Origin of the sequence: Sphingobium sp. KCTC 72723, assembly GCF_014280435.1 — a bacterium.
GTDB lineage: Bacteria > Pseudomonadota > Alphaproteobacteria > Sphingomonadales > Sphingomonadaceae > Sphingobium.
In genome coordinates this window covers 1-18978 of the sequence record NZ_CP060389.1, presented here as the reverse complement: position 1 = coordinate 18978, position 18978 = coordinate 1, and the positions used below count along the sequence as shown (strand labels likewise).

General features: G+C 57.3%; 23 protein-coding genes and 2 pseudogenes. 4 read left to right on the top strand and 21 right to left on the bottom strand.

The genetic code is table 11. The features are described from left to right. Window positions 1-2: 2 nt before the first annotated feature. The 13 genes and pseudogenes from SPBM01_RS21470 to SPBM01_RS21410 all read right to left on the bottom strand — a co-directional run bounded on the left by SPBM01_RS21470 (window position 3) and on the right by SPBM01_RS21410 (window position 5908). Window positions 3-359: a hypothetical protein gene (locus SPBM01_RS21470; protein ID WP_148648492.1), complete on the bottom strand. Its 357-nt coding sequence runs from the start codon at window positions 357-359 to the stop codon at window positions 3-5. A 128-nt stretch (window positions 360-487) separates the two neighbouring features. Beyond that, window positions 488-835, bottom strand: coding sequence for a hypothetical protein (locus SPBM01_RS21465; RefSeq protein WP_010408947.1), 348 nt, complete (start codon window positions 833-835; stop codon window positions 488-490). Further along, on the bottom strand, window positions 832-1506 hold the full coding sequence (locus tag SPBM01_RS21460; RefSeq protein ID WP_010408950.1) for a ParA family protein: 675 nt from the start codon (window positions 1504-1506) through the stop codon (window positions 832-834). The genes SPBM01_RS21465 and SPBM01_RS21460 overlap by 4 nt, the downstream gene beginning before the upstream one ends. A gap of 216 nt (window positions 1507-1722) precedes the next feature. Next, on the bottom strand, window positions 1723-2061 hold the full coding sequence (locus SPBM01_RS21455; RefSeq protein ID WP_010408952.1) for a single-stranded DNA-binding protein: 339 nt from the start codon (window positions 2059-2061) through the stop codon (window positions 1723-1725). 309 nt (window positions 2062-2370) lie between these two features. Further along, window positions 2371-2952: a recombinase family protein gene (locus SPBM01_RS21450; RefSeq protein ID WP_010408953.1), complete on the bottom strand. Its 582-nt coding sequence runs from the start codon at window positions 2950-2952 to the stop codon at window positions 2371-2373. Next, complete coding sequence (locus tag SPBM01_RS21445; protein ID WP_148648491.1) at window positions 2952-3263, bottom strand: hypothetical protein; 312 nt, start codon at window positions 3261-3263, stop codon at window positions 2952-2954. The genes SPBM01_RS21450 and SPBM01_RS21445 overlap by 1 nt, the downstream gene beginning before the upstream one ends. Continuing rightward, on the bottom strand, window positions 3260-3622 hold the full coding sequence (locus SPBM01_RS21440; protein WP_148648490.1) for a hypothetical protein: 363 nt from the start codon (window positions 3620-3622) through the stop codon (window positions 3260-3262). The genes SPBM01_RS21445 and SPBM01_RS21440 overlap by 4 nt, the downstream gene beginning before the upstream one ends. Then, a complete protein-coding gene (locus SPBM01_RS21435) occupies window positions 3615-4040 on the bottom strand; it encodes a type II toxin-antitoxin system VapC family toxin (protein WP_010408958.1) in 426 nt (141 codons plus the stop codon). The genes SPBM01_RS21440 and SPBM01_RS21435 overlap by 8 nt, the downstream gene beginning before the upstream one ends. After that, complete coding sequence (locus tag SPBM01_RS21430) at window positions 4037-4294, bottom strand: FitA-like ribbon-helix-helix domain-containing protein (RefSeq protein ID WP_029623224.1); 258 nt, start codon at window positions 4292-4294, stop codon at window positions 4037-4039. Before SPBM01_RS21430 ends, SPBM01_RS21435 begins: the two co-directional genes overlap by 4 nt. A 188-nt stretch (window positions 4295-4482) precedes the next feature. Beyond that, window positions 4483-4767 carry a HigA family addiction module antitoxin gene (locus SPBM01_RS21425; protein ID WP_188065923.1) on the bottom strand — a complete coding sequence of 95 codons (285 nt, stop codon included), beginning with the start codon at window positions 4765-4767 and terminating at the stop codon, window positions 4483-4485. Between the two features lie 10 nt (window positions 4768-4777). Continuing rightward, window positions 4778-5056, bottom strand: coding sequence for a type II toxin-antitoxin system RelE/ParE family toxin (locus SPBM01_RS21420; RefSeq protein WP_188065919.1), 279 nt, complete (start codon window positions 5054-5056; stop codon window positions 4778-4780). A gap of 108 nt (window positions 5057-5164) precedes the next feature. Continuing rightward, window positions 5165-5416 (bottom strand): annotated as a pseudogene (locus tag SPBM01_RS21415) (Tn3 family transposase); the annotation flags it as partial. 309 nt (window positions 5417-5725) lie between these two features. After that, window positions 5726-5908, bottom strand: a complete 183-nt coding sequence (locus tag SPBM01_RS21410; RefSeq protein ID WP_188065918.1) for a hypothetical protein — start codon at window positions 5906-5908, stop codon at window positions 5726-5728. Between the two features lie 38 nt (window positions 5909-5946). Here SPBM01_RS21410 and SPBM01_RS21405 point away from each other — a divergent pair, with 38 nt between their 5' ends. The 3 genes and pseudogenes from SPBM01_RS21405 to SPBM01_RS21395 form a co-directional block, all read left to right on the top strand. Continuing rightward, on the top strand, window positions 5947-6693 hold the full coding sequence (locus tag SPBM01_RS21405; protein ID WP_262504472.1) for a carbonic anhydrase: 747 nt from the start codon (window positions 5947-5949) through the stop codon (window positions 6691-6693). After that, the gene (locus SPBM01_RS21400; RefSeq protein WP_188065917.1) at window positions 6690-7385 is read left to right on the top strand and encodes a DUF2490 domain-containing protein; all 696 of its coding nucleotides are present in this window, start codon (window positions 6690-6692) and stop codon (window positions 7383-7385) included. Before SPBM01_RS21405 ends, SPBM01_RS21400 begins: the two co-directional genes overlap by 4 nt. Before the next feature lie 95 nt (window positions 7386-7480). Further along, window positions 7481-7666 (top strand): annotated as a pseudogene (locus SPBM01_RS21395) (integrase); the annotation flags it as partial. Between the two features lie 450 nt (window positions 7667-8116). On the opposite strand, the gene bioD reads toward SPBM01_RS21395, so the two are convergent. From bioD to SPBM01_RS21380, 3 genes are read right to left on the bottom strand one after another with little or no spacing between them, the layout of a single operon-like run. Beyond that, window positions 8117-8761 carry a dethiobiotin synthase gene (gene bioD, locus SPBM01_RS21390; RefSeq protein WP_188065916.1) on the bottom strand — a complete coding sequence of 215 codons (645 nt, stop codon included), beginning with the start codon at window positions 8759-8761 and terminating at the stop codon, window positions 8117-8119. 45 nt (window positions 8762-8806) lie between these two features. Continuing rightward, entirely contained in the window at window positions 8807-9247 is a 441-nt protein-coding gene (locus tag SPBM01_RS21385) for an acyl-CoA thioesterase (RefSeq protein ID WP_410483069.1), read from the bottom strand. 32 nt (window positions 9248-9279) lie between these two features. Continuing rightward, window positions 9280-9627: a hypothetical protein gene (locus tag SPBM01_RS21380; protein WP_188065915.1), complete on the bottom strand. Its 348-nt coding sequence runs from the start codon at window positions 9625-9627 to the stop codon at window positions 9280-9282. A 282-nt stretch (window positions 9628-9909) separates the two neighbouring features. Between SPBM01_RS21380 and SPBM01_RS21375 the strand changes: the two genes are divergently transcribed. Then, a complete protein-coding gene (locus tag SPBM01_RS21375; RefSeq protein WP_188065914.1) occupies window positions 9910-10818 on the top strand; it encodes a LysR substrate-binding domain-containing protein in 909 nt (302 codons plus the stop codon). A 4-nt stretch (window positions 10819-10822) separates the two neighbouring features. Here the strand turns inward: SPBM01_RS21375 and SPBM01_RS21370 are convergent, their stop codons facing one another. The 5 genes from SPBM01_RS21370 to SPBM01_RS21350 are packed head-to-tail and all read right to left on the bottom strand — an operon-like array spanning window position 10823 to window position 18783. Further along, a complete protein-coding gene (locus SPBM01_RS21370; protein WP_262504473.1) occupies window positions 10823-12217 on the bottom strand; it encodes a TolC family protein in 1395 nt (464 codons plus the stop codon). Between the two features lie 37 nt (window positions 12218-12254). Next, window positions 12255-13313 (bottom strand): HlyD family secretion protein, encoded by a 1059-nt coding sequence (locus tag SPBM01_RS21365; protein WP_188065913.1) that lies wholly within the window; start codon window positions 13311-13313, stop codon window positions 12255-12257. 1 nt (window position 13314) lies between these two features. Beyond that, window positions 13315-15021, bottom strand: a complete 1707-nt coding sequence (locus SPBM01_RS21360) for an ABC transporter ATP-binding protein (protein WP_169574853.1) — start codon at window positions 15019-15021, stop codon at window positions 13315-13317. 43 nt (window positions 15022-15064) lie between these two features. Further along, complete coding sequence (locus SPBM01_RS21355; RefSeq protein WP_188065912.1) at window positions 15065-17617, bottom strand: DUF2309 domain-containing protein; 2553 nt, start codon at window positions 17615-17617, stop codon at window positions 15065-15067. Between the two features lie 44 nt (window positions 17618-17661). Then, window positions 17662-18783 carry a proton-conducting transporter membrane subunit gene (locus SPBM01_RS21350; protein ID WP_410483071.1) on the bottom strand — a complete coding sequence of 374 codons (1122 nt, stop codon included), beginning with the start codon at window positions 18781-18783 and terminating at the stop codon, window positions 17662-17664. Window positions 18784-18978: the final 195 nt, after the last annotated feature.

The window sequence follows — 18978 nt, the reverse complement described above, 5'->3', positions numbered from 1 at the left end:
TCTCAGTGAAGCGGATACGGCAATAGTCGATCATCCCCGCTCGTGATCCCGATCAAGCCAAGCACGTCCCTCAGAAGGATCTCTGCGAGGTTGGGATAGAGCTGCCCGAGATTTACCAGATTGTCGGCTGCTCTGATCTTCTGGCCGATCTGCACGACATGCGTTGCCGGCGTCCCGATAAGCGCGACGGCTGCAAATGCGTGAGCATCGGCGGTGGCCTGGTCAATGTCGTCACCGGCAGCGGCAGCGCGGCTCACCTCGGCATGAAAGCTCGTAACTGCGGCTCGATAATCTGCAAGCACAACGGTCCAAGCTGCATCGCTCGCAGGATGCGGATTCGGTAGGGTGGTGTCAGTCATGATTCGCAAAGCTCCAATTTTGCGGTTGTGATTAGGGCGGGGTCGCTGGTTCCAGCCAACGGCCTCGCCCGCCATTTTAGGGGTTGGCCCTGCCCTCCCCGTTCTCGTTGATCGTCATCGACGGCGCATCACTTTGCGACCTCTCGATGAGCCTCCACAAGCTCCTCGATCACCTGTGCCAAGGGAATATCGCGCGAGTTTGCCACCTCGTATATGTATTCCATCGTGGCGGGCGAGAGCTTCACCGAGAAGGGCATCGACCGCCCTGCCCCACGTTTCCGGCGCGGTGGTTCGCTGTTCTGATTGGCTCTCAGGCGATCTACCTCGCTCGCCGCGATCGGCACATTGTCGAACCCGTGACGCAGCGCGGTCTCCCTGGCGCTGTCGTCGGCCGCAGGCGTCTCCGTTGCCGTACTACGCACCGATGCCAGAGGCAGGCCCAGGTTGCGCCTCTGAGGCTTTTGCGGCTCGGTCATGCGGCTTTCTCCTGATCGGCCAAAATCGCGTCGGCCACTGCGTTCGCAAGCGCGGCCCCCTCGGCCCGCGCCTTGTCGGTGCCCGGCACTTCGTCGCGCGGGAGCTGATCCAATGTGGTGCAGTATGAAAACAGTGACTTGTAGGCGGTGCGTTCGACAAACTGGCCGATCACCGGCACCCCTGCCTCTGCGAGTTGCCCAGCAAGCGCCGCAAACTCGCGAGACTGGAACCCTGTTGAAACGCGCGTCCATAGCAGCCCGTAAGGAACACTGCGTCCGTGCTTGCTTGGGGTGTCCAGAACGACGCGCACGGTTGCGATAGCGTCCTCCACGTCCGCCGCTGATGGGTTAGCCGGGATGATGACGAAATTGGCGTGGGCGATGGCAAACGGAACAACCATGTTCGCGCTTCCCTCCACGTCGATGATGACAATTTGCGCCTCGCTCTCGGCGGCACGGATCGTTGCAACAATCGTTTCTGCCTTTGCGCTTACGACCGCGATCTGTGGACCAGTTTGCCCCGCCTCGCCCCAGCGCATGACACGCTGGCGGGGATCGGCATCTATGATCCTGACGGTATAGCCCTGCTCGGCATATGCACCGGCCAACGCGATTGCCGTTGTGGATTTGCCGCAACCTCCTTTCGGGGATGCCAAGGCGATGACTGCCATTTGCTTTCCTTTACATTCATAGGATGCCCCGAACCTGCATGAGACAGCAAAGGCATGCGCATATCATACTGACACTTGAAAGCCTTGGAAAGCCATTTAATGGCAATGACAGCCTTGCAATGCCATTTACATGCCTGCACATAGCATTGCATGTATGTGCATGTAATTTGATTTGCATGTAATGTAATGGGCGGCGCGTAGCGCCGCCCGCACGCTTCAATCCTCGTCGCGATCGTCATCGGCGGGGCGGCCATTCTTCGCGATCACGGCCAAGCGATCAACAATCAGGTCAACGCCGTAAACGGTCTGGCCCTCGCGATCGTAGCGGGATTGGCGGATGCGACCAGTGATATGCACCAAGTCGCCCTTGGCCATCTTGGCTGCGCGCTCGATATTCTTGCCGAAACAGGTGACGCGGTTCCAATGGGTATCGTCCTCCCAATCGTTGCCGACCTTGCGGCCGTAGTTTGCTGCAACGTCGAGCGTTGCCACCTTTTCCTTGATCTCCGTGCTACCGATGCGACCGATGATGCGAAATTCAGCGATGTTCTGCATGTCCGTTCCTTCGTGCTGTCGTTGCTGACGCACTTTGGAGGGGCGGCCCCCCTGACGCGGGCAAGCTGAAAAACGGAGGGTCCGCTTGCGGAAACCGTTGGCGCGTAGCGGTGGTTTTCTGCTTGGGGCCGAAGGTCCGATCCCGCATGAGGCAGGGGGAGCCGCCCAGGTGCGTCAATCAGCAGTGACGAGCACGAGGGGATATGCTCGCTCGCACATTCATCACCGGCCTAGGTAGCTGCCCAAGGAAAGGCGACGCTTAAGGGGAGTGCGCTAATCGAAGGGAAGGGCAGGGGGGTATTCCATGGATCAAGCCTCGACTGGTTCGGCCAGTTTCTCAGCGCTGAGCCGTTTATAGATGGCCTGGCGGGTGACATTCAACAGACCCGCGACTGCCACCACGCTCATTTTGTGAGGTTCAGCCAGCAGCGTCTTGGCCTGTTTCCATTGATCCTCATTGATCGACACAGGCCGCCCCAGCTTCTTACCAGCGCGGCGCGCTGCTTGAATCCCCGCGTTGGTGCGCTCGCGGATTACATCACGCTCAAATTGGGCAAATGCCCCAACCATATGGAAAAACAACCGGCCTGCCGGTGTCACCGTTTCGATCTGCTCCGTGAGTGATCGGAACCCGACGCCAAGGCTTCCCAGCATTTCTAGTTCGATAATCAGGCCAGGGAGAGAGCGGCCTAGACGGTCGAGCCGCCAAACCATGATTTCGTCACCAGCTCGCGCGTGGCGCAACATATCGCCGTAGGCTGGCTTGAACACGGTGGAGCCGCTTACGCCCTTGTCCTCAAAGATCCGTTCGGCACCAGCGGCGCGCAGGGCGTCGATCTGCAACGCTAGGTTCTGCTCGCCAGTGCTGACGCGGGCATACCCGATCTTCATTAATCGTCTCCCAGATTTTTGGGCGTCACCTTTCGGCCATCAGCATCCTCATCACATACAGCTTGCGCTAATTCGGCATGGAAATGCCGATACCATTCAGAGGAGTGGACAGCAGGCGTGGTAGTCTGGATGCAAATATTCCAACGATCACCCGTCCAAATGGGAATCCCATTGAAGCACGTACCGCCTTCATCGCGCTCCACTTCCTCCGGTGTCGTTAATGCCACCATCCAAAGAGGGATTTCGCTATCAATCACAGTGATTTCAAACCCCGCTGCATGAAGTTTTTGCATGAAATTGGCCAGTTTCATGGGCATCCCTCCCGCTCCATTTCCTCAATGCGGGCGTTGAGAACATCGCGGGCCAGTTTCAGCCCTTCAAGCGAATAGGATTTGGCAATTGCTTTCTCGGTATCAAAGCCCTTCTGAAAATCGACACAATCCTGCCCGATGCTCATCCATAGACGAACTTCCGATTTTCCCTCGCGCGACTTAAGAAAACCGATTGATGACCGCTCAAATATATCGCCAACATAAGCCTTAATGATAGTATGCACGCTCTCGTTTACGGAGCGCCATTCTCTATTCGATAGCCTCTGAGGCATCGAGTCCATGACGGCTTCAATCATGTCGTCCCATTCAGGACCACCACCATTATCGGTATTAGCCATTATCATTCTCCCATGGATTGATGACCGGCACGCCGCCCGCCTCAAACGGCGCAACGTCGCGTGTCGCCACGGCATAGTCGTGCGCTGCCGCGATGGCCGCGATATAGCCGTCCGGTGTCGGGAAGCCGTTCCCCATGCGGCGCGCGGAAGCGGCCAGCTCGGCGTAATGTCGCGCGGCTTCGCTATCAAATGCCAGGATGCGGCCTGCGAATAGATCCTCTATGCAAGCAAAGGCCCGCAAAAGAGCGTCCCGCCTTTTGCCTTCCGGCAAACAGGCAATCCCGAATCTGATTTCTGCGATTGTGATGGCCGAAAGATAAAGTGTCTCTGCGCGCTGCGCGTCCAACCACGCAACGACAGCAGGCGAAGGCGATTGCTTCGTCATTTCCGATATGACGTTGGTATCCAGCACAATCATTCTTCAAAGCCTATCGGCTTGGCCGGCGCGCGATCGCGCGCGCCATCAATGATTTGAGCCTCATCCTCGGTAAGCCTGACACAACCCCAAACGTCGGTCATCGCTGTCCCGAGACGCTGGCGCTGGGAAGGAAAGACGGCGGAAGCGATCAGCTCTCGCACCTCGGCCTCCGCACTCCGGCCATGCTTCGCCGCCAGGGCTTTCAACCCTCTGTGAATGTCGTCCGGAATATTGCGGATCGTTAAAGCTGGCATGTCGCTCGCCTCCGTGATAGCATAATCAAGAAATGCTATCATTCAGGGCGAGGATGTCAACTTAATACGGAATTTTTTTCATTAAGTTGACAGACCAGAAATCGGCCGATTTTGGCAACGCATTTCTGCGGGCTTCCGGCGATGTGGTTGTCAGTCAACTAAACCACCGTTTTGTTGTCAGTCATTCCTCACCGTGCGTCCTGTAAACGCCGAACGGGTGGCTGCTCATGTTGCATAGCGCACCATAGGTCGTAGTTCGCCTGCATCGAGAGCCAGGCCCGCGCTGTGCTGGCACCAGCCTGTTCGAGCCGAACCGCGAGGTCGGGGCTGATCGCGGCCTTGCTATTCAGCACGCGCGACAGCGCAACACGCGACATGGCAAGGCGATTGGCCGCCTCAGTAACGGATAGGCCCAACGCCAAAATGACTTCATCGCGCAACAGTTCGCCAGGGTGGGGGGGATTGTGCATCATCATCATAGCCTCAATGGTAATCCTGATAATCGACAAGTTCCGCGTCGTTGCCGACAAACCGGAATGTGACACGCCAGTTTCCGTTGACCCAAACGGACCAATGGCCTTTCAGATCGCCTTCCAACGGGTGCAGCTTGAAGGACGGTAAATTCATATCGTCCGGTCCTGTAGCGACTTCGAGCTGCGCAAGGATGTTGCGCAGCTTCTTCACATGGGGAGCCTGATCACCCCGCGTCGTGCCGGTGCGATAAAAGGCTTCAAGCCCCTTGTAGCGCAATCCAATTATCATCGAGCAGTTGTATCGCGATACGTTACGCGATGCAACTATCCGGGCTAGAAGGGCGTCGCTTGCCGGCGAGGCCAAATCCTACGCTTTCGGCACAGCCTGACGGCAACACCTGATTTTCGGCCATCTGAAGCAAACTCGTTTAGCGAAGACATGATCGGTCGTTCCGCCGGTGTCGGTATAATGCTCGGAGATCACGAGATCGGTGCCATGTCTGGTCAGGCCATCGAGCATATAAGGTGCCTCGTGTGTCGCGGCCGAGATCACATTGACATGATAGGGTGCGCGCTGATCGGAATTATGGGTGTAGAATCTGAATCCATGGTCAACGCCGTAGCGGGCGTTGATGTCGCCGCCACGCTTCGATCAACACTTTCGCCTCGGTCAGGCTGTAGAATATCTCGCCATTGCTTCCCCACCCAGGACGTTGTCGGATCGTATATGATGCGCGCGGGCGGTCGGGTTCCACATGATGGCTTCCAAGGTTGGTCTCGCAACCCCTCGGGATCATATCGGACTTCGATCGTGCACCGTTACGCCAGCGTTCTGACGCAGCCTCTAAGCGCGTCTGCGCGGGCCGCCATGCGTTAAATGCTCTTGTGATCGCTAGAGCCAATCAAGCCGGCAATATAGGCAGTATACATCTGACGTTGCGTCTTGTTACCCAGTTCTTCAGATGAAGAAGCGGCGACCGACGCCCGCGTGCGGTTGCTGGACGCTCAAGCGTGCGCAGCACTGGCTGCCGCCGATTTGGCCGCCGCTTCCGACGACCGCGCCCGGCTGTGGCTTAAAGAAGAGGATATAACTTGATATTGCGGGTGTCTTGGTCTTCTGTTGAATGGTTAAAAATCCCATTTCACCTGCAATCTTTTAAATAGAAGGAGAGGATACCCATGTTCGACAATAATTTGTCGCGCCGCACTCTTGTGACCGGCGCGATGACCACAGCGACGATCGCCGTCGCACCTGCGAGCGCGCAAGTCGCATCGAGACACCAGTCGCGCGTTGTCCCACCCGCACCGACCAAGGACGGCAAGACAACACTCGACCCTGATCGGGCGCTGCGGCTCCTCGAGGACGGCAACGCCGCGTTTCTGCGCAGTGAAATCCTCAATCCCGACATCTCGCCGCAGCGCCGCCTGGAACTCGCTCGTTATCAGGCGCCGTTCGTTGCCTATGTTTCCTGCTCGGACAGCCGGGTGCCGCCGGAGTTGTTGTTTGGACGCGGCTTGGGCGAACTGTTCATCGTCCGCAACGCTGGCAATACCGTCGACACAGTCGCCAAGGGTTCGATTGAGTTCGCGGTAGCAGTTCTAGGTGTGCCCTTGATCGTGGTCATGGGGCACGAAGCGTGTGGTGCGGTCAAGGCTGCGATGGACGTCGTCAGTAAGAACGCGCGTTTCCCTGGTGCGATCGGCACCATGGTCGAGCCGATAATCCCCGCCGTGCTTGAAGCGCGGGGCATTACTGGCGACGCCACCGAGGCGGCGATACGCCAGAACGTCCGACGCACGGTGCGTAACCTGCGCGAAGATAGCGATCCACTATTAATGAAGCCACTTGCAGAGGGCAAGCTCATGATTGTCGGGGCTTACTACGAGCTCGGCACTGGCCGCGTTGATTTCTTCGATCGCTCATGAGCACGCACCCCATGCCCCTTTTCCGATACATCGCCGTACCGCTCGCCATTGTCGTGGGCACGGTTCCTGCCCACGCATCCGAACATGACGAGCAAATCTGGACTTCGATGACCGGAACGACCACCCTGTTCGACAACGTGGATGCAACGCTCGAACTCCACGGTCGCTATACGGACGAAGTATCTAGGCTAGGCCAGGTACTGATCCGACCGAGCCTGACCTTAAGGCTGCCGCGCGGGTGGTCCGCGACGGCGGGCTATGTTTACGTCCACACCCGGTTCGCTCGCACCGTCGCCAATGAGGAGCATCGGGTATGGGAGCAGGTCGCCTACATCTTCAAGCAAGACAGGGCGACTGGGTTGTCGATCAGCGGCCGCACGCGGATCGAACAGCGTTTTCGGTCGGATTCGGAGGGAGTTGGTTGGCGCCTTCGTCAACAGCTTCGGGCGCAGGTGCCGTTACCGGGGAGGGCCTTACGTGTAGTCGTGTGGAACGAAACGTTCGTCGGTTTGAACACAACCCAATGGGACCGGCACAAGGGCATCGATCAGGTCCGAACCTTTATAGGTGCGAGCTTGCCAGTGGCGGAGGGAATCACGATCGAACCAGGCTACCTCAACCAGACGGTGTTTCGGATTGGCCCGGACCGGGTGAATCACATTCTAGCAACCAACGTATTCGTTAGGTTTTAACTGAGCTCGCGATCGTGTCCCACCTGAACCGCGCCGGATTTGTCTGAGGCTCCAACTCCTGAGAAGGTGGAGCTATGACGAGCAAGACGCGGCCCCCCCTGCCTCAGGCCAATGCCTTCGCGATGGTGCGCCGGCGCGCGGCGGCTGCCGAGATCGGGACGCCGATCGGCAACCACAGTTTCCGCGCGACCGGGATCACCACCTATCTGAAAAATGGCGGCACGCTGGAAACGGCCGCGACGATGGCGAACCACAGTTCGACCCGCACCACCCAGCTCTAGGATCGGCGGCCCGTTGATGTGACGCTGGACGAGGTGGAGCGGGTGTTAATTTAGGGTGGCGGAAAACCCCACTAGGCCGGTTGTCGTGTAGCTCACCATTCCGACAGGTTTTTTCGTGCAGCCAAATCGGGAGCGCAAGGTCGTGATCGGGCGGGACGATCGGCGGTGCGATCCATGTGTTTTGCGTCAATGAGATTTTCAGTCGGTAAGCTTCTTGCTACGATTCAGCGATACAATACCATAGTAATGGTATCCCAAAGAAAATAATCAAAATTAATAATTTAATATCAGTAAAGCGTTCTATGCGTCTCTTTAACTCCGATATTTTCATAGAAAATTTTTCCTCGACATATTTTGTAGAAAGTCGGCTGATTTGCACTTGATTTTTATTTCTAAAACCATTTTGTTTTTTATATTGGATGGAATTCCAATATTCTGTAACAATATAGTTCATATGCAAGAATATCTTTCCTTTATAAGCGCAAGATCAATATGATCTTGCATAGCTTTAAAAAGCGTTCTAGCGTTAATTGGATTTATTATCGGCAAAATTCCCAGAGAATTCGTTCCAGAAAAATGCTCTATTATACGTTGATTTTCTGTATTTTCTGGTGATCCTGAATAAATCACACCGATCAGTGGTATATTATATCGCTTCAACTTTTCGATTGTCAGCAATGTATGATTGATCGTGCCCACAGCATTTCTGGCGCAGAGAATTGTTGGTAAGTTCCAGTCTTTGAATATGTCGATAAATAGAAGCTGCTCATTTAGAGGCACCATGACCCCGCCAGCCCCTTCGATTACGACGCCGCGGGCTTTGTCAGAGGTGAGGCAAAGGCGGCTTGGATCGATCACTTCGCCCGCAAGACGGGCTGAGAGATGTGGTGACGCCGGGACTGGAAATTTATAGATTTCCGGGACTATCCTTGATCGGTCGACTCCAGCCAGTTCCATTACCCGTTCGGCATCGCCGTCAGGATCGAGACCGGACTGTACAGGTTTCCAGTATCGCATTCTGAGCGATGCTACCAAACCGGCGGCGACCACGGTTTTGCCGACGTCGGTGTCGGTCCCGGTTACGATGAACGACATGATATTGCTTTCTGGATTGGATGGATATCGGTGTGATTCCGTCCATCATCTTCGTTGGTCCGGATCGACTTTTTGAGGGCTTCCGTCCGGCCCGATAGCCACAAATGTGAAGCGGCCCTCGGTTACCCGATGCTTGATCCCGCTGTCCTCGCTGTTTGCGATGGCGCGAACTTCAACGATCAGCGAGGTGCGCCCCTCTTCGACAACATCGGCGTAAAAGCTCACTACGTCGCCGACCTTGACCGGACGCAGAAACTCCATCGCGTCGACGGCGACGGTGACTACGCGGCATCTAGTCCTTTCTCTGGCAGCCGCCTCGCCCGCGAGGTCCATCTGGGCCAGCAGCCATCCGCCCCAGATGTCGCCCGCCGAGTTGGTATCTTTGGGCATCGCGCGGGTGCGGATTGCCGGTTCCTTCATCGGAGGCGGATTGACCGAGACCGGATTTGGAGCATCCTCGTTCGCACGACCATTGCGCGTTGACATGGACAGGGTCCGCCGGGTTGCTATTGGCTTGCTCACGGAACGTCCCACGAAATTCCGTCACCTGACGTGATGCTGACGAGCTTGGTGGGGCGAACGCAGCGGGATGCGATATTGAGGAGCACGGTGCAGGATGACGTCGATCCTCGGGCAATATATGCCAGAGTTTCATGGTCCCTCGTGAATAAGGGGACAGGCTTATAAGACGCCCGACTCTCCACTATGATCTCAGGGGTTTGCGCTGCTGAAAGGGCGGTTTGCGAACCTTCGAGATGTTTCAGGTCGAACATATGAAAATTTGAAGTGGTGGAAACCGTATCTGCCTGCTGCGGCGTTATCGCCGAGATTACCAGGAATGCCGACAGCATAGCAGTGAGGGACATGGTGTAGCCCTTTCAGGGAGAGGAAATAGTCTGGCGACGCACGAAGAGGGGGTATCGACGTGCGTCGCCAGTGTCCGCCGCCAGCGATAAAGGCCGGTTGGGAGCCGCGGCGGCGGTAGCTGGCTGGGGTTGGCAGCCTGTAGAGAAGGAGGAAACGATCTTGCCGATGTCTCTACAGTTTGCTTGCCCTTTGGGCTGTTGAGGCCCTTATGGCTCATCATAAATTTTCGAGCCAATCGAAATTTTATAGACTGAACGATAGCAGTTATCTATCGTTTGCCCATGCCATCCGTTCGCCAACTGGAATATCTCGTCGCGGTCGCCGACCTGCTGCACTTTGGTAAGGCGGCAGATGAATGTGGCGTATCTCAACCGACGCTGAGCCAACAGATTTCGGCGCTGGAAAAACGGCTTGGTGCCGCTTTGATCGACCGAAAAGGGTGGGCGGTACAAATGACGCCGCTAGGTCGATTGGTCGTGGAACGGGCGCGACGGGTCCTTGTGGAAATTCAGGAAATCCGGTCAGTTGCTCGCAGATCCCGCGAGAAGATGGTCGGCGTTATTCGCTTCGGGGTTACACCTACCCTTGGCCCCTACCTGATGCCGTCGCTGATCGCTACACTCCATGCCGAACAGCCCGACATCAAACTCTATATTCGGGAAGGGCTTCCGACGGAGCAAGCCCTCGAGCTTGCGAGGGGTAACCTCGATATGATGATCGGGCCGTTGCCTCTGATCGGCGAAGGGCTAGAAATCGAACCGTTGTTTCGCGAGCCGATGCATATCGTCGTACCACCCCATCATCCACTTGCCGAAAAACCCACTGTCACGCGCCATGATCTGGCGGGTGAAGCATTTTTGTCGCTCGACCCCCGGCACCATTATCACCGGATGGTGGAAGGGATTTGCGACGACCTTGGTGCCGTGATTTTACGCGATTATGAAGGCACAAGCCTGGACAGCATTCAGCAAATGGTAGGTTCCGGGATTGGAATAGCAGTCCTGCCCGAACTCTATCTCCGTTCTGATGTCGGGGGTGAGGCGCTAATACGTCGTGTGACGCCTGTCGATTGGCAAGCGACCCGCTCCATCGCAGCGGCATGGCGTCGCAATGCAGCAAATAGCGCCGACTTCCGCTTGATCGCAGCGCGCGTTCAGGCGGAAGCAAAACGCATTCTAAGCGACCATTGACAGGTCATAGGCCGAGTGCCGCCGCATTGCCGGACGAGGCCGCAAGATCAGCACTAGCTGCAATCCTGCGCAATCGCTGGTCAAGCAGGGTAAGAGAGACGCTGGCTGCTGCCTCTTCCCGCGTGTTGACGAGGAAAAGGTCACTGGCCCCCATGGTGAAACGACGCCGTTCCGCGGTCGCCATCTCCTCGGCACGCCCCCTTTCGTCCTCTGACAAGACGATCAGTCGATCTGCGGCGCTAAGGGTAATCCCGATACCGTCGATCTCCGCCCTGATCTGTTCGTCCAGCCACTGCGTTCGACGGCGGTTCGCGTCGAGTTCAGCTTGCGTCTGCATCAGCTTACCACGCGCGGCCCGTTGTTCCAGCGGCACGGAAAAGCGCAGTCCAAAACGAACGTCATTGCCGCTCCGTGATACTCCGCCCAGGCCAGCATCGCCAATATCTCGCGCCACTTCCATCTGGAGTTCGAGACGGGGCAGCAAGGCGTTGCGGTCCAACGCCAAACGGTCACGCACCAGTCGTTCCCGCAACTGGGCGACAATGAGGTCTGGCCGCGCCACCTCCTGCGGGACATTGGCCATGGGTAGGGCGGGAAGGCTCACCGGCATTTGTTCTGGGTGGGGTATGACAGGCCTGCCATCAGCATCGCGCCAATAGAGCGATAGAGTGTTGGCGGCATTGGCAACCGCCTGCTCGGACTGGACGACCATGGCTTGCCGTCGCAGGAGAGTCTGGTCGTTCTCAACCAGAATGATGCGGGGGCGGAGGCCAGCTTCAAACGATCGCTGCAAGCCGCGCTGTCGCTCCTGCGCCAGATTAAGGAGATGGTGGTAAATACCAAGTCGCTGTCCGGCGGCAACCCAATTGAGATAGGCGTCGAACGCCCTGCGTTGCACGCCGATCGCGACCATCTGCCGCTCGGCATCGGCAACGGCCCGATCGGCGTCGGCGGACACACGGCCAAAGCGCCGTTCATCGATCATCCGGTCCCGCAAAAGCGAGAACACCGCGCCAGCCCGGATTTCGCCCAACTGGTTGGTGTAGTTTTTGTCCTCATAGATGGGGAAGCTACCGCTGGAGACGCGGTATCCGCCATATATCTGGCCACCCCAATCCTCGATAGGGCGCGCTACTTTGGCGTCCGCATAAGTGCCGTTATAATAGCCCAGGACGCGCGACCCACCCTCGGCCGAGAACAATGTGTCGAACGCACCTTCTGCACTGAGGCGTCTGCCATCGGCCGAACGCGCACGAGCCAAGGCTTCCAAGATCTGCGGGGATTGCTTGGCCGAAGTGGCCAACACATCGTCCAAGGAGAGAATCCCGGCTTCGGCGGGCGCGAGTGTGGGTAGCGCCGCAACATCCTGGGCCTTCCCTGGTGAAATCATGGCGGTCACTGCCAACAGCACAGCCGACAGGACGGGGAGATGGAGCCTATTTGGCATTGCCATCCCCCGTCGCGGCCTTGCCGACAGTCCCGTCGATAGCGCCTGCGGGATATTGCAGAGGAAAGTCGTTGAGCAATCGCCAGAGTTCATAGCCTGATTTCACAGTATCCATCATCACCCAGCCACGAACCTTTGCACCAAGGCGCACGAACGGTTCCTTGGGCCAAGGCCGTCCGCCGCGCCGTTGTTCGACCAATATGCGGAACAGGCCATTACTTGATGCCGACACGTCGATCGCGCGGACCTGCCCGTCGAACATACCCATCGCTACGGACGGCCACCCGCTGAACTGGATGGCGGGCCATCCTTCAAATTCCAGTCTGACGGGGCGTCCGGGATAGATCAGCGGAACATCGCGCCCATCGACATAGAGTTCGACGACCCGAACAGCTTCCTCCGGTGCGAAGGTCGCGAGGATTTCCCCCTCCTTCACCATCGTAGCCGTGTCGCCGCCCAGGATACGCAATATGCGGCCATTACGCGGAGCGCGCACGATTTGCACGGATTGCCGACTGATGTCGATGTCTAGCCGGTTGCGATCAGCTAGGCTCTTGGCAACTTTCGCGCCATAATCTTCCACCTTGATCTGAGCGAGTTCCAGGTCGCGGCGTGCCGACAGGCCTTCACCGTAAAGCTGTCCCATGCGGCCGACATCACGCTGAGCAACACCCATGGCTCGCCGTGTCGCTGCAATCTCTGCGTCGGCTTGGGCGCGTTCGGCGCGCAGACGTGAAATCAAACCTGGATCATTATCGGAAATGCGGGCTATCGGGTCGCCCTTTCTGACGCGCGATCCGTCCGTGACGAACCATTGTTCGACGCGGCCAGGCACCAGGGCGGTCACATTCTGAACCCGATCGCGCGGATCGAGCGCGATGACTGTCCCAGTGCCGGTCGATGTCTGCACCCACGGGACGAGCAACAGGAACGCTATGGACCCTGCCATGCCCAACAACAATATCCATGCCAGTGCGCGCGCGGGCCGTGGAACCGCTATGCTGGCAAGAGTTTTGAAATGCGAAATATGGTCTGTGCGGAATGGCATGTCAGCGTCCTCGCGCAGCAGTGCGGACGGCCTGAAATTCCAAGGCATCGCGCGTCAGCAATTGTTTGTCGTGGCCCAACCAGAGCCAGTGATCGAAGGCGAGATTTTCGGACCTGCTAGTGAAGCATATGATTGTCGTGGCGAAATCATCGAGCATTCGTAGCGCTGGTCGCAACTCATGTGCTGGCAGCATATCGAAAAGGCCCGACAGAACGAGGATACGAGGCTCTGCCAGAATTGCACCGACCAGCTTGAGACGCATCGTGTCCGCAAGCGTCAACGGCCAGCCAGTCGAAGACAGCACGCAGTCCATTCCACCGGGTAAAGTGCTTATGCGACTGCCAAGGCCAACGGCATCCAACACGTCGAGAGTGCGCTCTGACGTTGCCTGTGGCGCCGCCAGACGCAGATAGTCACGGATTGAGCTTTCCACAATGCTGGGTCGGTCAAGCACGATGACGTCACTGCGCAACTGGAAGATATCCAGCGCACCAATGTCTGCGCCGCCCAAAGTAATCAATCCTTCGGCGGGGCGGTAGTGACGTTTGAGAAGTCGGCTGAACAGCCTGTCGGCACCCGTGTCGCAGTCTGCCACGATATGGAGCCCTGCCGGGATCGTCAGATTGAAATTGCCACGTTCGCCGCCAACTTCCAGTCGCACAGATCGTAACGCGAGCGCGCCATCGCGCGGCCTCACGCCAGCGCCGCCAGCCAATGGTGCGTCTTCCTGATTGATGGTCCCGAACAACGCAAGTTCCTCGACCGCTGCCACAAGGTCATAGAATCCATCGAGATATGGACCTAGCTGTGCTGCTCCATAGAATATACTTGAAAGGATCAACTCAGCCGCGACAAGTTGACCGATGGACAACTGGCCTTGAATGACCAGCCAACCACCCAGCGCGAGCAAGGCGGCGCTGGCGACAGCATAGAGCAGTAGTAATGCCACGCTTTGAGGGAAGGTCGCGCGAAAATGCTTTTGATGGGCACTGACATATGCAGCTGTTCGCTGTTCAGAGACATCCATGGCATAGTCGAGATGCCGACTGGATTTGTAGAATCCGTTAGAAGCACCGACACTTTCCAGCCAGTGGGCCGCCTCGTATTTGCGATGGCTGAGCGCCACTGCCGTTTCCATGGCTTTGCCGGCCCAGCCTTTCCAGATCAACCAGACGCAGGCAATGAAGAGCAGGTTGAAGCCCAGAAAAATCGGATGGTAAAAGGATGTAACGATAAATCCGACCGCTGCCTGGAAGAAAATTGAGAACCCCCCGACCAGCAACGACGGGATGGCCTTCTGGATATTCATCACCTCGAAAAAGCGATTGAACAGGTCGCCGCGGCGGTCGTCCTGAAAGAATGGATCTTGAGCGTGAACGGCCTGCAGGGTGATCTCCGCGACAAGCCGGGCAAAGAAGCGGCGACGGAAAATCTCCATCACGTAGGTACGTAATGCACCCAGCAAAGCCCATAGCAGCAACAGGCACAGAAGGACGGCAGCGAGCGTGAAAAGTGGGGCCGGAAGGGCAGTGTTCGCAACCGAATTGATTAACATTTGCACAGAAATGGGCGTCGCCAGCGACAACAGGCCTATGGCTGCGCCGTAGATCAATACCAGGGTCATGAAGGCACGGTCGGGTGCCAGGGTGGCGCGCGCCCATCCCATGAATGCGCGCCAATCAATCCGTCCATGGGGATGGGCGGCCATTCAGTAACTCCTCATATCAAACAGAATTTTTCAAGGTGGTTTTTCAAACTATGGTTCGGGGCTCTGCCCAACCACCAGGCGCGTCCGAAAATCTGATTAGTTCATCGCCTGCAGTCCAGCGCGACACGCGGCCATTAGTAGGGTCGATCACGACCAGCTTGACCCAACCATTCCCGAACAGACGACCGAGCAATGCATCCTCCAATATTATGGCATCCACCCGGTCAAGTGGGGCCTGTACAATGGTGAGAAGGCGCTGAGGGACATGGTGAGGCGTACCATCGTCACAAAATAATGACTGACGGGGCAGGCCGACGCACAGGTCGCCGCCATTGCCTCGCACGACTCCAAAGCCGCCGAGCACATTATGCACTGTTTTATCCCCCGCGCCGTAGACATTGTTGTCGATCGTCGAGAATAGATATTGGCAGTTAATCCATTGCGCGACAACCATCGGAGCGGTCAATATTGTCTTCAAAGCACCGCCATCGCTGTCGGTGCGCCAGTCATAGCTATGAAGAAAAACTCGGCCATCGAGGTCGATCTCTTGTGTCAGGCTGCGCGGCCCCGCTATAAAGGCTGCATTGCCAGAAAGCCCCCATTCGGGCCTAACTTCGCCCCAATGCAATGCACCAACCATCAGGTCAGCCGCTGACCTGTTGAGCTTCCGGCCACGTTCTTCACGGCTTCGCGTGCTAGCATAAGCCATATCCCAGGCAATTTTCCCCAGAGCGTCGCAATGGCTTTGGGGCACCTGCTCGCAATCGAACAACATGACATTATCAGTGGTGGTGTCATGCTGGCCTGCTACGAACCGCGTGTCGGAGGGAATTGTCATATCCCGCTCTACCAGACGCGCACGCACATTCGGATCATTCAGGATTGCAGCCATGACACGTGCGTTAGGACCACCGGCCCTACCGCCACATGCCCCACATTCGAGCGCACCGCCGAAGGGATTATTGGTTGAGGTCGCACCATGGCCGACCAGTAGTACAAGCGGGGCCAGGGTTTCCGGCACAAGGCCCGTCAACTTGAAGAGGCCTGTGGCATAACTCGCCTTTTCCTCCAGACCTAGGCCGTGACTATGAGCATCTGACAGGCATGGGCTAAGCTGCGCTGACAGGCCGGCATCATCCGGGCCGGTCAGTTGTCGGGCGATCCCAGGGGCAAGGTTGCGCAACAGCATCATCGCTCCAGCAATTGGGCCGGTGCCTTCCGCCGCAGCAAAGCTGGTTGCCATGGTCCGCTTGGCACCATTCAATAGCCTCGATGCAGAGGATTGCCGGGCATGGCTGGCCAGTAGAGAACTGTCGCTGCCAAGGCGGCTGGAAGCAACAGCCTGGGCAACTTCATGTTGCGGCTCCAGCAGCACAGGCAGTTGCCTGCGCGCTATGCGGTCGGTAGGCGCGCGCATCGCGATCGGCAAGCCGAAGAAACCGGCATAGCCATAGGTGTCGTAACTACCTTGCTGCTCAATCGCGCGGCGCAGTGGTTCGGAACGCACGTCAATACAGAAGATGAGCTGCGCATCATACCTCGTAGGCGTGACCTTTGGTGCACGCTCTGCGTTCCGCAAACCTTGCACGATTTTGGCCTGAAATCCACGCTCGGCAGCTTCCATGAACATCATCGACAGCTGGTGACCGTTGATGCTGAGGATATAATTCAACCGTGTTTTCGCAGCACCGTTTAAGGAGAGGAACGCCTTAACTGGTATGCCGAAATGGGATGCGAGCCCTTCATACTCTTGTATGGGCAAACTATCGGCTACGGGCATGGCGGTGTCAAAATCGAGGACCAACATCCACATGGCGAGATAGTCCGTGATGCTCGCCGGTGCTCCAACACTATAGGCCTGATCTGCATATTCGCTGCGCCAGCGAATATGCCCCGCCCATCCGGGCAGTCTGCCCAACAACTCTCGTAAAAGGGCCAATTTGCCCAGTTGGTTGTCACCGAAGGAAGTGAGCCGTTCGGCAATGGCTGTGACAGGGTCCATAGGTGTCTTGTGATAGACTGCCTTTGCCCGTTTCCCGGTCAGCGCGATGAATTCCGGATCATGGACAACCAGGTCGAGAGTGGCCCTGTACAGGCCTTTTTCTCTGCCCGGCATCTCCACGGCGGATAGCCCCTGATCCAGAAAGGCCGCGCACCATTTCGCAACGAACAATTCAGCCCGGCTCGGGGAAGCCAGTGGCTTGGGTTCCGTGTCGTCCGAAGGTAGGTGCAACAGACGGGCCATGAGAATATCATGCGCGTTGATGTTTGGGAGCACCGCTTCGAAGGCCAGATTCAGACCCCCGAGGCGTTCGACTGCGACCTCAGCCAATATTGCGCGATCGACTTTGCTATTATCGGTGAGCCGGCGCCACAGCGAAACGGGCAAGCAACTGCGTGCCTTGAAAATGTCGGAGGCCGCTTCAACCGCGTCGAAGAAGGGCAAGTCCTCAAAGCCGGACAACGGGTTGACCGCAATCGGGCTTTCCAGCGGCCAGAGGGGAGCGACGGCCTTGGACGCCAGACCGACCAGCTTTGCGGTTTCCGCATAATCTGGAGCCAGAGCACATGATGGATGGGCAAATTCGAGCGTCATGGTTCTATTCCTTCTGGTAGAGGGAAGTCAGCGGTTTTCAGATGTCAGCGAGTCATGGCTCCGGCACTCAGCAGCCGGACATAGATCCAGCGAGGCATTTGCCACCGGCGGGCGAACAGTCGGTTCTGGACGACCAGACTACCCAGGAAAATAGCTGCGACAAACATTTGCAGGGTCATCGGCAGTGGCGATTGGGCTGACGGGAGCAGGCGGCTCACAAAACCAAGGCCGGTAGAATGAATGACCACAAGACCCGATATCAAGGCCGCCATGACCCAGCGCTGACGGCCAGAGTTGTCGCCGATGGCAGACAACATCGCGATTATTGCGGCAACCAGCGTAAGAGCAGTTGGGATAAGGCTCGTCCTATCCAGCGGCGATACGATATCGACCAAGGTCAGACCGATGCCGGTAGCGCCGATTGCAAATCCTGCCTTGAAGCCAAATCCTTCAGCAGCCTTCAGGGGCTGGCGACGAACAACCTGCCCTGCGCCCAGGAACAGCCATGCCTTGAACAGACCATGGGCAAGAATATGCCATAGCGCTGCAGCATATGCGCCCAATCCGCATGTCATCACCATAAAGCCCATTTGCGAAACAGTGGAGGCGGCCAGCGCCCGCTTCACGTCGGGACGAACAATCATGATCGCTGCGCCTACGATTGCGCCGAAAAGGCCCAGCAGAACCATCGCAAGTCGCGCTGCCGGTAGCAGTTCGATAACCGGAGACATGCGGATAAGCAGGAAACCGCCAGCGTTAACCAGGCCCGCGTGCATCATGGCCGAGACGGGCGTGGGGGCGGTAACAGACGCGAGCAACCATCCCGAAAAAGGGGGCACCGCGCATCGTGCGAGCGCTGCAACTATCACCGTAGCCACTAGGCCTGCGAGCATCGGCGTGGGGAGTTCACCGGCCCGTGTGACAATGTCGGAAATGGCCAATGTTTTCAGGCGCAGGGCGGCCATCGTCAGGCCGCACACAAAAATCCAATCCGTCGTGAGGAAGGTCTTACGAGCCTTGCGAGCCACTTGCTGCGCTTCGGGCCATGTATCAACATGGCCGATCATGCCTGCAAGCATCAAGCCGCTGGCTACCCAAGTGGACGCCAAGACAAGGATATTATCTGTAAGCAGAAAGATGATCGCCGCAGTGAACGTCGTTACCATGCTCACAAAAAAACGTGTTCGACGTTTGTGGAGGCGCATGTGCCGCCGCGCAAACCCGAACACGCAAGCTGCCACGAAGACGGTCAGGCCTGACATGGCGACTGACAATATGTCCCAATGCAAAGCCATCGGTTCGAACCTCAGCTCAATGGCCAGCACCAAAAGGCAGATAAATGCCCACCCCATCAGGGGCAC

Coding starts and splice junctions, on each gene's coding strand:
- SPBM01_RS21385 (WP_410483069.1), bottom strand. CDS start 9,247: ATGTCAACGCGCAATGGTCGTGCGAACGAGGATGCTCCAAATCCGGTC.
- SPBM01_RS21355 (WP_188065912.1), bottom strand. CDS start 17,617: ATGACGCTCGAATTTGCCCATCCATCATGTGCTCTGGCTCCAGATTAT.
- SPBM01_RS21405 (WP_262504472.1), top strand. CDS start 5,947: ATGTTCGACAATAATTTGTCGCGCCGCACTCTTGTGACCGGCGCGATG.
- SPBM01_RS21460 (WP_010408950.1), bottom strand. CDS start 1,506: ATGGCAGTCATCGCCTTGGCATCCCCGAAAGGAGGTTGCGGCAAATCC.
- SPBM01_RS21470 (WP_148648492.1), bottom strand. CDS start 359: ATGACTGACACCACCCTACCGAATCCGCATCCTGCGAGCGATGCAGCT.
- SPBM01_RS21410 (WP_188065918.1), bottom strand. CDS start 5,908: ATGGGATTTTTAACCATTCAACAGAAGACCAAGACACCCGCAATATCA.
- SPBM01_RS21360 (WP_169574853.1), bottom strand. CDS start 15,021: ATGGCCGCCCATCCCCATGGACGGATTGATTGGCGCGCATTCATGGGA.
- SPBM01_RS21435 (WP_010408958.1), bottom strand. CDS start 4,040: ATGATTGTGCTGGATACCAACGTCATATCGGAAATGACGAAGCAATCG.
- SPBM01_RS21400 (WP_188065917.1), top strand. CDS start 6,690: ATGAGCACGCACCCCATGCCCCTTTTCCGATACATCGCCGTACCGCTC.
- SPBM01_RS21380 (WP_188065915.1), bottom strand. CDS start 9,627: ATGTCCCTCACTGCTATGCTGTCGGCATTCCTGGTAATCTCGGCGATA.
- bioD (WP_188065916.1), bottom strand. CDS start 8,761: ATGTCGTTCATCGTAACCGGGACCGACACCGACGTCGGCAAAACCGTG.
- SPBM01_RS21455 (WP_010408952.1), bottom strand. CDS start 2,061: ATGCAGAACATCGCTGAATTTCGCATCATCGGTCGCATCGGTAGCACG.
- SPBM01_RS21445 (WP_148648491.1), bottom strand. CDS start 3,263: ATGAAACTGGCCAATTTCATGCAAAAACTTCATGCAGCGGGGTTTGAA.
- SPBM01_RS21430 (WP_029623224.1), bottom strand. CDS start 4,294: ATGCCAGCTTTAACGATCCGCAATATTCCGGACGACATTCACAGAGGG.
- SPBM01_RS21420 (WP_188065919.1), bottom strand. CDS start 5,056: ATGATAATTGGATTGCGCTACAAGGGGCTTGAAGCCTTTTATCGCACC.
- SPBM01_RS21440 (WP_148648490.1), bottom strand. CDS start 3,622: ATGGCTAATACCGATAATGGTGGTGGTCCTGAATGGGACGACATGATT.
- SPBM01_RS21365 (WP_188065913.1), bottom strand. CDS start 13,313: ATGCCATTCCGCACAGACCATATTTCGCATTTCAAAACTCTTGCCAGC.
- SPBM01_RS21425 (WP_188065923.1), bottom strand. CDS start 4,767: ATGATGCACAATCCCCCCCACCCTGGCGAACTGTTGCGCGATGAAGTC.
- SPBM01_RS21450 (WP_010408953.1), bottom strand. CDS start 2,952: ATGAAGATCGGGTATGCCCGCGTCAGCACTGGCGAGCAGAACCTAGCG.
- SPBM01_RS21350 (WP_410483071.1), bottom strand. CDS start 18,783: ATGGTAACGACGTTCACTGCGGCGATCATCTTTCTGCTTACAGATAAT.
- SPBM01_RS21375 (WP_188065914.1), top strand. CDS start 9,910: ATGCCATCCGTTCGCCAACTGGAATATCTCGTCGCGGTCGCCGACCTG.
- SPBM01_RS21465 (WP_010408947.1), bottom strand. CDS start 835: ATGACCGAGCCGCAAAAGCCTCAGAGGCGCAACCTGGGCCTGCCTCTG.